17 protein-coding genes are annotated in these 13,957 nt (G+C 40.8%); all 17 read right to left on the bottom strand.

Annotated elements, in window-relative coordinates:
- Positions 1–4: 4 nt before the first annotated feature.
- Entirely contained in the window at positions 5–1,222 is a 1,218-nt protein-coding gene (gene fliY / locus AC0VX1_RS08415; protein WP_475470724.1) for a flagellar motor switch phosphatase FliY, read from the bottom strand.
- On the bottom strand, positions 1,212–2,210 hold the full coding sequence (gene fliM / locus AC0VX1_RS08410) for a flagellar motor switch protein FliM (RefSeq protein WP_413021457.1): 999 nt from the start codon (positions 2,208–2,210) through the stop codon (positions 1,212–1,214). The genes fliY and fliM overlap by 11 nt, the downstream gene beginning before the upstream one ends.
- Before the next feature lie 52 nt (positions 2,211–2,262).
- Positions 2,263–2,691: a flagellar basal body-associated protein FliL gene (gene fliL / locus AC0VX1_RS08405; RefSeq protein ID WP_475470722.1), complete on the bottom strand. Its 429-nt coding sequence runs from the start codon at positions 2,689–2,691 to the stop codon at positions 2,263–2,265.
- Positions 2,688–2,924, bottom strand: a complete 237-nt coding sequence (locus tag AC0VX1_RS08400; RefSeq protein WP_413000473.1) for a flagellar FlbD family protein — start codon at positions 2,922–2,924, stop codon at positions 2,688–2,690. Before AC0VX1_RS08400 ends, fliL begins: the two co-directional genes overlap by 4 nt.
- A 26-nt stretch (positions 2,925–2,950) precedes the next feature.
- Entirely contained in the window at positions 2,951–4,216 is a 1,266-nt protein-coding gene (locus tag AC0VX1_RS08395) for a flagellar hook protein FlgE (protein WP_475470720.1), read from the bottom strand.
- Between the two features lie 72 nt (positions 4,217–4,288).
- Positions 4,289–4,438, bottom strand: coding sequence for a hypothetical protein (locus tag AC0VX1_RS08390; protein WP_264640687.1), 150 nt, complete (start codon positions 4,436–4,438; stop codon positions 4,289–4,291).
- A gap of 249 nt (positions 4,439–4,687) precedes the next feature.
- Entirely contained in the window at positions 4,688–5,323 is a 636-nt protein-coding gene (flgD, locus tag AC0VX1_RS08385) for a flagellar hook assembly protein FlgD (RefSeq protein WP_475470718.1), read from the bottom strand.
- An 8-nt stretch (positions 5,324–5,331) separates the two neighbouring features.
- Positions 5,332–6,627, bottom strand: a complete 1,296-nt coding sequence (locus AC0VX1_RS08380) for a flagellar hook-length control protein FliK (RefSeq protein WP_413021463.1) — start codon at positions 6,625–6,627, stop codon at positions 5,332–5,334.
- Between the two features lie 25 nt (positions 6,628–6,652).
- Complete coding sequence (locus tag AC0VX1_RS08375) at positions 6,653–7,261, bottom strand: MotE family protein (protein WP_413008795.1); 609 nt, start codon at positions 7,259–7,261, stop codon at positions 6,653–6,655.
- A 4-nt stretch (positions 7,262–7,265) separates the two neighbouring features.
- Complete coding sequence (gene fliJ, locus AC0VX1_RS08370) at positions 7,266–7,712, bottom strand: flagellar export protein FliJ (RefSeq protein WP_413008793.1); 447 nt, start codon at positions 7,710–7,712, stop codon at positions 7,266–7,268.
- A 2-nt stretch (positions 7,713–7,714) separates the two neighbouring features.
- On the bottom strand, positions 7,715–9,034 hold the full coding sequence (fliI, locus tag AC0VX1_RS08365; protein ID WP_475470714.1) for a flagellar protein export ATPase FliI: 1,320 nt from the start codon (positions 9,032–9,034) through the stop codon (positions 7,715–7,717).
- A 2-nt stretch (positions 9,035–9,036) separates the two neighbouring features.
- Positions 9,037–9,801 carry a flagellar assembly protein FliH gene (fliH, locus tag AC0VX1_RS08360; protein WP_413021471.1) on the bottom strand — a complete coding sequence of 255 codons (765 nt, stop codon included), beginning with the start codon at positions 9,799–9,801 and terminating at the stop codon, positions 9,037–9,039.
- Positions 9,794–10,813: a flagellar motor switch protein FliG gene (gene fliG, locus AC0VX1_RS08355; protein WP_262869229.1), complete on the bottom strand. Its 1,020-nt coding sequence runs from the start codon at positions 10,811–10,813 to the stop codon at positions 9,794–9,796. The genes fliH and fliG overlap by 8 nt, the downstream gene beginning before the upstream one ends.
- Positions 10,814–10,825: 12 nt before the next feature.
- Entirely contained in the window at positions 10,826–12,424 is a 1,599-nt protein-coding gene (fliF, locus tag AC0VX1_RS08350; RefSeq protein ID WP_475470712.1) for a flagellar basal-body MS-ring/collar protein FliF, read from the bottom strand.
- A gap of 93 nt (positions 12,425–12,517) precedes the next feature.
- Positions 12,518–12,826, bottom strand: coding sequence for a flagellar hook-basal body complex protein FliE (gene fliE, locus AC0VX1_RS08345; RefSeq protein ID WP_413008785.1), 309 nt, complete (start codon positions 12,824–12,826; stop codon positions 12,518–12,520).
- 22 nt (positions 12,827–12,848) lie between these two features.
- Positions 12,849–13,307: a flagellar basal body rod protein FlgC gene (gene flgC, locus AC0VX1_RS08340; protein WP_475470709.1), complete on the bottom strand. Its 459-nt coding sequence runs from the start codon at positions 13,305–13,307 to the stop codon at positions 12,849–12,851.
- Complete coding sequence (gene flgB / locus AC0VX1_RS08335) at positions 13,307–13,702, bottom strand: flagellar basal body rod protein FlgB (RefSeq protein ID WP_475470707.1); 396 nt, start codon at positions 13,700–13,702, stop codon at positions 13,307–13,309. The genes flgC and flgB overlap by 1 nt, the downstream gene beginning before the upstream one ends.
- Positions 13,703–13,957 lie beyond the last annotated feature (255 nt).

Here is a 13,957-nt window from a genome sequence, read left to right as displayed (position 1 = left end):
TAAATTATTTTATTTTATTTAATCGTTCACTTTGGCCCATGATATCGGTAACACGCACTCCAAAGTTTTCATCGATCACCACTACCTCACCTTTTGCTATCAAGCGGCTGTTTACCAGGATATCCACTGGCTCTCCTGCTAATTTATCCAATTCGATGATCGATCCGGAGGAAAGCTCCAAAATATCCTTTACGGAGCGTTTCGTTCTTCCAAGTTCCACAGTCACTTGCAAGGGGATATTCATCAGCATGCTGAGATTTTTCGTTTCTGGCTCCTGAAGCTGATAAGGCTGGAAACTAGTGAAACTGGCAGGCTGAACATTCACCGGCTGTCCTGTTGGTACGGATGAAACTCCAAAATGTTGTGGTACATTCGGTATTTGGTTCATGGGTTGGGTTTGATGACCGCCTTGTCTATAAGTTTCATTTACCGATCGATCAGTCCGGTTATCCTGGAATGGTGCAGGCTCCTGAGTCGGAATGTTCATTTCTGGATCACTCTGTGCTTTTTGCGTATTCATATCGGCAGGTTGGCTTTCGCCCGTCCCATTTAATAATTCAGAAACCAACCCTTTAGCAAACTCTAACGGCAACAATTGCATAATGCTGGAGTCAATTAAGTTACCGACACGGAGGCGGAACGAGATTTTTGCAAATAAATCCTCGTCAGGTATCGCATTTTCACCAACACCATTTAAAAAGTTAAGTAAATCTACGCTAGGTGGTGAAATATCCACTTTTTTACTGAAAATGGTCGACATGGATGTCGCAGCAGAACCCATCATTTGGTTCATGGCTTCCTGGACAGCACTCAATTGAATTTCCCCAAGCAGGTCAGAAGGATTCCCCCCATCTCCGCCAAGCATCAAATCTGCAATGATAGCTGCATCGCTCTGCTTGATTACCAGCATATTTATACCTGAAAAACCTTCTGTATATTGCACTTGAATCGCTACGTATGGATGCGGGAATTCTTCCGCAATCTGTCCCCTTTCAATTAAAGTAACCATCGGGGTGGTGATATCCACTTTCTGATTCAACAACGTGGATAGGGCAGTGGCCGAACTTCCGAAGGAGATATTACCAATTTCACCGAGGGTGTCGAGTTCCATCATTGATAAATAATCGTCAATCGAAAGAGGGAACACCTCATCCTCTATATCACCTGTACCTTTTAAAAGGGCATCTATCTCGTCTTGTGAAAGCATTCCATCACTTACCATCTTCGTCTCCCCCTTTCAAAATATCAAGAATCTGGATAGCATGTTTTTTTCCTACTTTTCCTGGCTGCCCGCTGTATTTTGGGATTCCTCCAATGGTAATCGTCAAAGGTTCATTGATCGACTTATTTAAATCGATGACATCGCCAACATCAAGCAGCAAAAAGTCCTCGATGGTGATGTCCGTGGAACCAAGTTCGGATATAATGGGAAGATCTGCGTTTTGGATACGCTTTTCCAAAATCATGATTTCCTCCGGGATTTTTTCCTTTTGGGAATTTTCCATCCAATAATGAGCGGACAACTTTGGTATGATCGGTTCCAATACGACGTGAGGAATGCAAACATTAATCATTCCGCTCGTTTCTCCGATTTGTGTATTCAAGGAAATGACCACAACTGTATCGTTAGGCGAAACCAGTTGCAGGAATTGTGGATTCACCTCGAACTCAGTCATCACCGGTTCGATTTCAACAATCGTTCCCCAAGCCTCCTGTAAATTTCCAAAAGCCTTCTCGAATAAATTCGACATGATTTTCGTTTCTATTTCCGTTAAACTATCTACCTTATTCACGCTTATGCCCCGCCCGCCCAAAACGCGATCCATCATGGAATAGGCGATATTCGGGTTGACCTCAAGAATGATTCGGCCATCCAAGGGCGGTACCTCAAAAACATTCATGATGGTCATTTTCGGAATCGATCGGATAAATTCTTCGTATGGTATTTGATCTGCAGAAGCAACGGATATTTGGACATATGTTCTGAGCTGAGCAGAAAAGTATGTGGTCAGCAGCCTGGCAAAGTTCTCGTGTATCCTAGTCAAACTCCGTATTTGATCCTTTGAAAACCGAAGCGCCCTTTTAAAGTCGTATACTTTCACTCTTTTTTCTACTTCTTCTTTTTTTAAATCATCTGCATCCATTTCCCCTGTGGAAATGGCCGATAACAAAGCATCGATTTCATTTTGCGATAATATTTCCCCGGACATTAACACTCACCTCCAAAGCTTCCCCTTCTTATTTAATGAAGCAAGGATGTTCTCATTGCAGAATCGAGGAAGTTATATAAACCTTTTCAACCTTTCCTTCTTCCATTAATTCATTCATTCTAGTCTTTAAAGCTTCCTGAAGCTTTTCCTTGCCTTTTTTACCGGTTAAATCTTCCGCTTTCATTTCGGATAGTTCGGTAATGATGATATTCTTCACTTGAAAATTTCTTTTTTCCAACTCTTCTTTTGCTTTTTTATTTTCTGTTTGGACCATAAATGAGATTTTAATATAATCATTGCCGGCAAGATTCGTAGTAATTTCAGGAACCTCCACTGATGATTGCACAATTTCGTCAATGCTAGGTTTATCTTCGGCAGATGTGGGATCAGATAACTTTGTAACGACCACGACCACTATGACACCAACAAGCGTTATAGCCACGAGTATAATCAACATAATGGTCAATAAGTTTTTTTTCATGAACTTACCTCCACATCCTTACGAAAACCGAGAACATTAACGGTCCGATAAAATTGTATGATAGCTTCAACCAGTTCCTCTTCCTTCTCTAGCACAACGATTTTCTTACCATTTGTAAAGGTAATCGTCGTATCTGGCAATGACTCTACTGTATCTATGTACAATGCATTTATATGAACGCATTTTCCATTGAGCCTTCTGACTTTGATAATGATATTTAGGAGCCAGAGCAAAAGACCTGGCTCCTCCCTCCCTTAACCTATCGTTTTAAATTAACTAATTCCTGTAAAATTTCATCCGACGTCGTAATGATCCTGGAATTCGACTGGAAACCACGTTGAGCAACGATCATTTCAGTAAATTCTTCAGATAAATCCACATTGGACATTTCCAATGAACCTGATCCAATCACACCGCGCCCCTCACCTGCGATATTGATGTTTGCAGTACCTGAATTGATTGATTCCTGAAAAGTATTACCACCCGTTTTCGTCAAGCCTGATGCATTGGAAAACTTGGCAACGGCCAGTTGCCCTAAGGTTGTGATAAGTCCATTGGAATAAACGCCATTTATTTCCCCCGATGAACCAATATTAAAACTTTCCAGTTTACCTTCTTTATTACCATCCGGATTGATAAGAGCAGTAGTGGAACCTTTAACTTGAGTGAGGTTCGAGAAATCAAAATCCAAATTAACTTTTTGAACGCTTTCATCGACTGCTGTATCCGAGTCATCCTCATTGCCGCTTGAAATGTTAATGGTTTGACCTGCCTGGGTTTTATCCGCTGTCACAATCTGACCATTAGCATCGAAATTCACTGAAGTGAACGGCTTTGGTTTAGTTGCTGAGGTATCCCCCAAAGCAGCAGGTTCTTCATCAAATAGCTCCCATTTATCATCACCGTTTTTTTGGAAATAGATAGTTGCCGTTTGTTCTTTTCCCTTTTCATCCACAACTTTCATTTGCTGGCTAAATACGGTACCATCAATTGCGTCAGAAGCTAGATTTCCACTTACTGATATTTTAGTAGTGGTGATGGCAGGTAAAATCGCATTGACGTTAACAGCAACGTCGCCAATCGTTTTTGATCGTTTCCCGTTTTCATCAATCTTGTATGCCTGTACTTTCAAACCATTCGCGTTTACAAGCGTACCATTATCATCCAGATAAAAATTACCTGCACGTGTATATGAAAGAGAATCACCTTGCTTGACGACAAAATAGCCATCACCGGATATCCCTAAATCAAGATCGCGGCCGGTGGTTTGCAGGCTTGACTGTGTATGGATCGTATCGATTGTAGCAATCGTGGAGCCCAATCCAATTTGTTTGGAATTGGTTCCGCCTTTATTGGCTGTTGCTGCGCTTGCACCAGATACCGTTTGGTTCATCGCATCACTGAATGTCACACGGCTTTTTTTGAAGCCATATGTATTGACATTTGCAACGTTATTACCGATAACATCCAATTTTGTCTGTAAGTTTTTCAATCCGCTTATTCCCGAATACATTGAACGAAGCATGTAAAAGCTCCCCTTTCATATAACGACTGCTTCCGTCATTCCGCAGTCCAGGCTTCCTTTTCCAGTTCCAGCCTATTTATCTATAATTATGGTTCCATTGATTTTCGTGAAAATTTGTGATGTTGCTTCATCTCTGTCCATGACCGTGAAGGCCTTGTTGTTCTCTGTGCTTACTATGAGTGCCCCATTAGCTGTAATGAAAAGAGCTTCGGTTACACCCATCTTTTTGGCCCCATTTGCTTTATAGGCTTTTTTGCCCCAATTTTGCGGTGCTATATCTATATTCCTTTGACTCATCCGTAATTGAGCATATTTACTAACGATCTAATTTTCATTTGTGGAGACAGCAGCTTGAAAATGCTGTCGAAAGAATTGTGGGATCATCTGCCCTTTGCCTAAACTGTAATTGGGTTTGTGACATCGCTTGAGCGGAATCTGCTTGAAAACCAAGTTTATTCATATTCCTGCCCCTTAAGCTTCAGCGATTTTTATCAATTGCTCTGATGATAACTTGGTTTTCTCCTTATCATCCACTTCAATTTGCAGCTTGCCATTACTCATGGATACCGAGATTACGACAGCGGACGACTCACCACTTTTTTCGTCCATCCAGGAAACGCGCTTGCCTATTAATTCACTTGCCGCCGTCAGGCTATTTGCCGTGGAACTTGTTTGTTTCATTGCCGAAATATTTGCGGGTTCAAGCTTTGTGCCATCTTCTAAAAGAAAATAAACACCATCCCCCTTATATTGGATGGATTTAACGATGCCTGTCCCTTCTTCTATCGCAAGGTCTTCATCGCCTTCATCCAATTTGTGCCAAGTTACTTCCTTTCCTACAAAAGAGTTATAGTTCATTAAACTATTTTGTTGATTGATCCCAATTATTTCTTCCAATTGGGCTCCCATATTCATCATCTGTTCCAGAGAAGAAAAAGTTGCCATTTGGGCGATGAATTCCGTATTATCCATCGGACTTGAAGGATCTTGGTTTTGAAGCTGGGTAAGCAACAATTTCAAGAAATCATCTTTTCCCAATGCATCCCCGGCTTTTCTGTTTTCAGTTTGAGATTTTGGTAATAATAGCGACGTATCGATGGTCGTCATTTTTTCACCTACACTTCCAGATTCAACAGAGCATCGGCAAGGGATCCCATAAACTCGCTTTCCGTCTCATCATTGTTTTCTTCCTTACTCTCCTGTTGTTCATTATGTTCTTCCGCATCTTTCTGGCTGAATTTCTCAGAGTTAAAAGCATTGAAGGCCTGTGATATTTCAATTTGAATGTTTTGTCCGCTAAAGGCTTGTTTTAAACCATGAATCTGATTCTCCAGCATATCTTTGACCTGGGCAGTAGTAGCCAGAATCTTGGCTGACAGCATACCATCCTTTTGAATCAACTCGATTCTTAGGGACCCTAAATGTTCAGGATTCAATCTGATCAACAGTTTATTTACACCGTTAGTTCCGCTAAAGTTAGCCTTACTTAAAATATTTTCAAATTGCTTAACAAACTCTTCTTGACTGACGGTTTGCTCACCTTTTGGAGCTCCCAAGACGAATTGTTCCAGCTTTGTCATGAGAAAAGGCATACCAGGCCCTTGATGTTTACCGCTATCCGTACTTTGCAAAGTCACACCGCTGCCCATTGTCCCGTCCTTATTTACCTTGTCACTCCCGGATAATTGCGAGAATGCGCTTTTCAATGTTTCTATGGCTTTAGTTTGCCCTTTCTCCAACGTGTTAAAAGATCGGTGAATTTCTGATTTAGACTGATTGGACAGCCATTTCTCCAGCTTTCCCGTTATCCCTTCAAGCAGGCGTTTCATTTGTTTCTGGATGGCCGCTTCATCTTGTGTCATATCCTTATTCTCCGAGAGAAGTGCTTGAATTTTCACCAGTTTCAAAAGATTCACCACACCAGATAAGGGAAGTTCTTGCCATTCTTCTTCGCTCAATGCAGTAACTTTATTCAGGATTGTATACAGGTCCATGCCATTGGCTGATAACAAACTTTGTGAATTCAGGCTGAAGTCATCCACTTCTTGTTCTATATCCAGTTCCTCAATGCTCGCTAAGAAATCAGCAAGGGCATCCTCATCATTTCCCGCTACATTTGTTAGGAGCTGGAAAATATGGTTTTTGTCTAGTTGGTTTACTGCAGGGGCAACCGCTGCACTCTCTTTTCCTGTATCACTCAACCTTTCAAGTTTCAAAAAAACAAGCAATTCCTTTATTACAGATATTCGTCCTTCAGTGATGCCTGCCATATCCGATGGAATGGGGGGTTCTGTCCCCATAGCTGATTGAAGGACGGAACCAAACCCTGAATTAGTTTGCTGATTTGCCTTAATTGGTACCTTTTGATTCAATGATGCCAAAGGAAGTAAAGAATTAATGGCTGAATTCATCTATTCACCTCCTCACTCTTTCCCCTTAAGAACTTTGTTCCGTTAGTTTCTTCGTTAATCTTGCAGCATCAGCTGTTGTCATTTGCTCCAAAACCTTAGCTAAAGTGGCTGCTTTCATACTTGAGAGAATTTCCACTGCATCTTCATCATTCATTTCTGTAATGATAGGTGCAGCTCTCTTAGGAGCCATCGTTTCATAAGTACGGATTATATCTTTGAACGCTTGTTTACTATTATTCTGACTATCCTTAAGTTGATTCATTTCTGTTTGAAGCTGCTGTTTTTCCGCTTCTGCCTTCGCAATGGCCTTGTCACGTGTATCAATGATGCCCTCAAGCTTTTCTATCTCTTTTTCCTTATTTTCAATCTCGGTTACTAATTTTTCGAGCTTCATGGAAACTTTCTCATCATTCTTCGCTGGTTTATCATTCTCTTCAGCCTTTTGATCCGATTCAATGAAGGGTATTTGCGCCGACATTTCCTTTGCCTTTTCCACTACATTTCCCCCTGCAACTGTATAAACGATCAACGCTACAGTTACCGCAAAGATTAATGGAATGAAGATGACAAGAAACCATTGAAACTTGCTTATCTTGTTTTCTTCCAATTCATTAGATTCACTTTTTTTACGCATTCCATCACCTTACGCCTTTGCTTAAGTATTGCCGGATAGATATTTCATCCATTTCTTTGTTCTCAGCTTCCTTCATGACATCGAGAAATTCAAGAAAATCATGCTCTTTCATTTTCTCGTACTTTTTAACCTCGATATTTCTTTCCATTAATATATCCCGTTGAGTATTCATCTTGTATCGCGCTTCAATGACTTCCTGTTGACAGAGGCTTAAGAGTTTTTCCAAATTGCCCATAAATAACTGATGATGACGAATATCCTGAACGGATAATCCATTTCGCAGCTTCTCCTGTTGAAACTCAAGCAACTCTTCTTTTTTCTTTAAAAGCGTATATAATTTTTCTGCCACTTCTTCAAATTTTTTTAAAGCAGCATTATATTTAGCTAGTGCATCGGTTTTTTCTTTTTCTTTGATGGACAGGATCTTCTCGAATTTATATTGATAAATCATCATTAATCACCTTTCTTCATCAATTCGACAAGGGCGTTGATACTATTATCTTTAGAAGCTTTTTCATGGGTTCCTTGCTTTAAAAATGAAATGATGTCCGGATAGCGTGAAATAGAATGATCAATTTGTTTGGAAGAACCCTTCTTATAAGCTCCTATATTTATCAAATCTTCCGACTCCATATAGGTTGATAAACTTGTCCGCAATTTTTCTGCAGCGTTTTTATGCTTTTCACCAACAATATTGTTCATGACACGACTAATGCTCTTTAATACATTAAGCGCTGGAAACTGTCCTTTATTGGCCAAGTTACGGTCCAGTATGAAGTGACCATCCAAAATCCCCCTGACAGCATCAGCAATCGGTTCATTCATATCATCACCGTCGACGAGAACTGTATAAAAAGCTGTAATGGTACCCAGCTGATTTGTTCCCGTTCTTTCGAGTAACCTTGGAAGGATGGCAAAAACGGATGGAGTATACCCCTTGGTCGTCGGCGGTTCACCAATGGCAAGCCCAATTTCCCTCTGGGCCATCGCAACCCTTGTGACCGAATCCATCATCAGCATCACATTCAATCCCTTATCACGAAAATATTCAGCGATGGCAGTTGCCGTCAAAGCACCCTTTATCCTCATCAACGCCGGCTGGTCAGATGTCGCCACTACAACGATTGATCGTGCCAGCCCTTCTGGTCCAAGGTCTTTCTCAATGAACTCCCGAACTTCACGGCCTCGTTCTCCAATAAGACCGATTACATTTAAGTCCGCCGTCGTATTCCTAGCCACCATTCCAAGCAACGTGCTTTTCCCGACACCGCTCCCTGCAAAGATACCAACACGCTGTCCTTTTCCAACTGTTAATAAACTATCAATCACTCGAACTCCTACATCTATCGGCTCATTAATGGGAGGTCGTTTCATCGGATTCGGCGGATCTTGATCCACAGAAATTGTCGCGAGACCTTTTGGAAGCTTGGAGTCATCTATAGGATGTCCCAATGGGTCGACTACTTTGCCAATTAGCCCACTTCCCACCTTTATCTCAAGGCTCCGTCCGCTCCCTTCCACTATACAACCCGGTGCAATATCATTAACTGCTGTAAACGGCATTAAAATAACCATTTCATCACGGAAGCCGACAACTTCGGCCAAGATTCGATTTTTCTTTTTTTGTATACCTGTATAGATATAACAAACATCGCCTACAGAGCTTTCAGGGCCTTGAGATTCTATCATTAACCCCACGACACGTTTGACCCGTCCATAATGTTTGAAAGGATCAACCTCATCAACTAAGGCCAATAGGTCTCTAGTTTTCATCACTACTCCCCTTCCAGCAATTCAGTTAGTTTCACTTTAATTTCCTGCAGCTGACTGTCGACACTGGCATCCATCCTTCCGTTTTCGGATTCGATGATACAGCTGCTTTCTTCAAGCTCATCATCCGGAAAGATGTACAACTCGGTATCTTTCGGAAAGATTGCCATCAATTCATCTTTATGAGAAAGAATCGATTGATATTGGATCGGATGGATATGCAATTGCACTTCACGGTTATCCCTCACCTCTTTGATGGCTCTTTTGACTATGGATAAAAAAGACACTTCATCTTTTTCAAGCTGTTGCCCGATAATTTTCTCTGCCACTTTCAGGGCAAGATTCAAAATAACCGTTTCAGATGATTCAATGTGGTGCCGATAATCTTTTTTAGAAGACTCCACCACTTCCTTAGCGAAGGCAATTTCCGCTGCAATCTCGTTATACCCGTTTTGAATACCATCTTCTACTCCCTGCCGATACCCTTCTTTTTGAGCTTGTTCGATAAACATTGCTTTCTCTTGATTCTCCCATTGTTCTCGGTCTTGCTGGATTTCAGCAGCAATCGCTTGGGCTTTTTGTTTAGCTTCGAGCAATAAAGTTTCCGCTTCCTGTTTAGCATCATTGAGAAATTCATCAGATTGAAGATAATGAAAGTTTTTCCGCTCATCTGCATCATCATTTTGAAGAAAATCGAAAGGTCGAACTTTTATTGCAATCTTTTTGTTTTTATCCTGATTAGCCTGCTGGTATTTGATAATCCTAGACAATGATATCATCCCCTCCGCCGCGGGCTATCACGATATCACCAGTTTCTTCCAGTTTCCGAATGACGGAAACAATTCTTGATTGTGCTTCTTCCACATCACGCAAACGTACCGGTCCCATAAATTCCATCTCTTCCTGGAACGTTTCAACCATGCGTTTTGACATGTTTCGGAAGACGATTTCCTTCACTTCATCACTAGCCACTTTAAGAGAAAGTTTAAGGTCTTCGTTATCAGATTCCCTGACTACTCGCTGAATCGCCCTGCCATCAAGGGTCACGATATCTTCAAAAACAAACATTCGTTTCTTGATTTCCTCAGCAAGCTCCGGATCTTGGATTTCAAGTGCATCCAAGATCGTTCTTTCCGTTGAGCGGTCAACACCATTCAACACATCTACAACAGCTTCAACTCCACCAGTCTGTGTATAATCTTGGGTAACGGTCGCAGAAAGTTTCCTTTCGAGTATTTGCTCCACTTCATTGATGATTTCCGGAGAAGTGCTATCCATTAATGCAATCCTTCTTGCAATATCGGCCTGCACCTCTTGCGGAAGTTCAGACAATATTTGTCCAGCCTGTGTGGGATCAAGGTAAGAAAGGATTAATGCAATGGTCTGCGGATGCTCGTTCTGGATGAAATTCAAGATTTGTCCAGGATCTGCCTTTCGTGCAAAGTCGAATGGACGGACCTGTAAGGATGATGTTAAACGGTTAATGATGGCGGTCGCCTGATCAGTGCCTAATGCCTTTTCCAGTACCTGCTTCGCATATCCTATCCCGCCCTGCGAGATGTAATCCTGTGCCAAAGCAATATTATGGAATTCTTCCAGGATTTCTTCTTTATCACGGGAGTCCACTTTCCTCACTCCAGAGATTTCAAGGGTCAATCTCTCAATTTCCTCTTCAGTAAGATGCTTATATACGGATGCAGAAACATCCGGGCCTAAAGAAATAAGGAGGATGGCTGCTTTCTGTTTGCCAGTCAATCCGGCCTTTTTTTTTCTTTCTGTCACTTTCCAAGCCTCCTAGTCTTCCGCTATCCAGCTTCTTAATAATTTTGCAAATTCATCCGGCTTTTCTTTTGCAAGTTTCTCCAATTGTTTTCTTTTTAAGGATGCTTCCGTTTCCTTCTCTTTGTTCAAATCCGGAACTTCGAATACGACCTCTTCCTCATCAACTACGTACTCCTCTTCAATTTCAGCTTGTTTTCGGGAACGGAGGAATAAGATTAATAGAATGATAATGGCAAGTATTAGCACTCCGCCGACGATGTACGCCCATATTGGTAACGAAGGATTCGTTTCATCTTTTTGCACCTTCATTTTTCCGTTAAACGGCTGAACGGAAATCGCAATTTTATTATTAAGCTCCTCGTCCGTCAGTTCTTCCCCTTCAGCCTTTTTCTCGATTGTCGTGCGTATTATCGTACCTAGTACTTGTGCAATATCATCCACACTCTGTTGAGATAAAGAATTCGGATCGTCAGCTGTAGGCGGTTCGACCATGACTTGAATACCTAAATCTTTAACTTTATATGGGCTTTCGACTATTTCTTTCTTGATTCGGTTCACTTCACTATTTATCGTTTCATCCACTTTTTCATAATCACCGGAACCTTTTGTGCCTTCAGCGTATTGGGTTCCCAATGAATCTGAGGAATCTTCACTTTGCGGAACGCCCCCTGCACTTGCTGCGTCCCCACTATACGATTCATTGATTCTTTGCGCAGAAATCTCAATCCCGGCCATATTTTCATCATCGACCGGTTCAACTAAATTCTCTTCCCGATTCTCTTGGGTGAAATCAATGTCTGTCGTGACTGAAACAACGACTTTGTCACTTCCCATTATCGTTCCAAGCATATTTTGTACCTGTCTTTGAATATCGCGCTCTATCTCTTTTTTTATTTCGTTTTGGGTAGCAAATGCGGACGCAAAAGAAGAGTGTTGTTTTTCAAGATCGAAGTACTCAAACTCTTGGTTCATAATGACGATATTATCTGTAGGGAGATTCGGAACACTTTTTGAGACAAGATGGTAAAGGGAATTGATTTGACTTTCCTCAAATTTATAACCGGGTTTCGTATTCAATACAATGGATGCTGACGCTTTCCCAGCTGAATCACTGACAAAAACTCCTTCATCAGGAAGAGTGATCATGACACTGGCATCTTCCACTCCATCAATCTTTTTTATTAAATTGGCCAATTCCGTTTGCATCGAGTCCAATTTAATGACATTGAATTCATTTTCAGTCATGCCGATACCGGCACTCTGACTAAAAAAGGAATAGTCGATGCTGCCCGATTCCGGAATTCCTTCTGCTGCCAGTTCCACTTTAAGTGAATCCAGTCTTTCTTCAGGAACTTTTATACTCGTTCCATTTTCAGAAACTTCATTCATAATCCCTTGACTGTCTAGAGTTTCTTTAATGCTCCCCGTTTCCGATGGAGTTAAGTTGGAGTATAAGGGCACCAGCGTCGTACGCGTGGTTAAAATTGAAACCGCCGTGATGATGATGATAATTAATGTCGCTGAACCAACCATCATGATTTTTTGGTTTTTACTGCGGCTCGTCCAGTAAGCAGTTATTTTGTTTTTAAAATTCACTAGTACTTCATTCATTTAAATCCCCCGGTCAGTCTATGAATTTATGATTGGGGGATTTCTTTTCCCCCTGGTCATTTTTCTCTATATTATGAGGTTAAAAAATGAATGCTATATACTCATTCTCATCATTTCCTGGTAGGCTTCCACAACCTTATTCCGAACCTCTAATGTAGCCTGCATGGTAACACTTGCTTTTTGTGAAGCTATCATCACCGAATGAAGCTCAACATCCTCTCCATTAACCAATTTGGTTGTAAGGTCATCAGATGTCACTTGTGTTTCGTTGACTTTATTCATTGATTCTTTTAATACCGACGCAAAATCCCTCTGTGCTTCGTATGGTGTATTAGTATTGCTTTGATCTTTTTTCAGTACATGATTTGCATGGGTCACTGCCGAAAGAGAAATCCTCTCCATGACAACTTCTCCTTTCAAAATTTTATTTTCCGATTTCCAAAGCTCTCATCATCATTCCCTTTGATGCATTTAGAACTGTCACATTCGCTTCGTATGAACGTGTGACACTCATTAAATCAACCATTTCCCTTAGCGGGTCGACATTTGGCATTTCGACATAACCATCTTCATTGGCATCAGGATGGTCGGGATTGTAATCCAGTTCAAAAGGTGTTTTATCCTCTACTATTCCAGTCACCTTCACTCCATTCCCTACTTCGCTCGCTTTTCCGGATGCTGCGTATAAGAAACTCGAAAAACCGTTTTCCTTACTTTGCAACACAACCGATTTTCTTGTGTATGGCTTCCATGTTTTCGATTCAGCGTCATATTCCGCCCTGGTCGTATCGGCATTAGCCATATTAGCAGAGATTACATCCATCCTAACCCTTTGACTCGTCAGGCTAGATCCGGTCATGTTTATACTTTGGAAGATCCCCATCACTTACCTCCTCTAATTACATTCTGCAATGATTGAAACTTACCCGAAATCCTGTCGGTTACTGCATTATAGTAAATTTGATTGGCAGCAAGATCCGTCATTTCCTTATCAATGTCCACGCTATTTCCATTGTTGTTATATCGGACATTTTTCTGCACCACGATGTTAGAAGCATGACTCCCCTCTGATTTGAAGGTAAAATGTCTTTCATCGGTACGATATGACTCGAGGGAGGATTCCAGCTCTGCCTTAAAGGACTTTGTTTTGTCGACATCTTTAGCTTTATAATTAGGCGTGTCGGAATTGGCTATGTTCTGTGAAATGACTTTTTGTTTGGCATTAGAATAATCAAGGGCATTTTCTAGTGATTGAAAAGTATTTGAAAATAATTCCATATCGATCACCTCTTTCTATAATTAACAGATAATTACTTTACCAATAAATTAACCCAGCGGATTTACGTTTTAATTTTAAAGAAACATTATAACTATGTCCATAAATAATACATAGACTTTAGACCTATTATCGTCGAAAATTGTCACAAATTGCTCAATTTTGTCTTTTTTTCTTAGTATTATTATAGGATTATATTACGTAATCTTACATTATAATATGATATTCTACATTTTAACCAAATTTTACTTCTGTTA

It is taken from the genome of Peribacillus sp. QJM3NY_7 (assembly GCF_056173225.1).
Note: the sequence above shows the minus strand (reverse complement) of the source record. Positions and strands in the feature narration are given on the sequence as shown.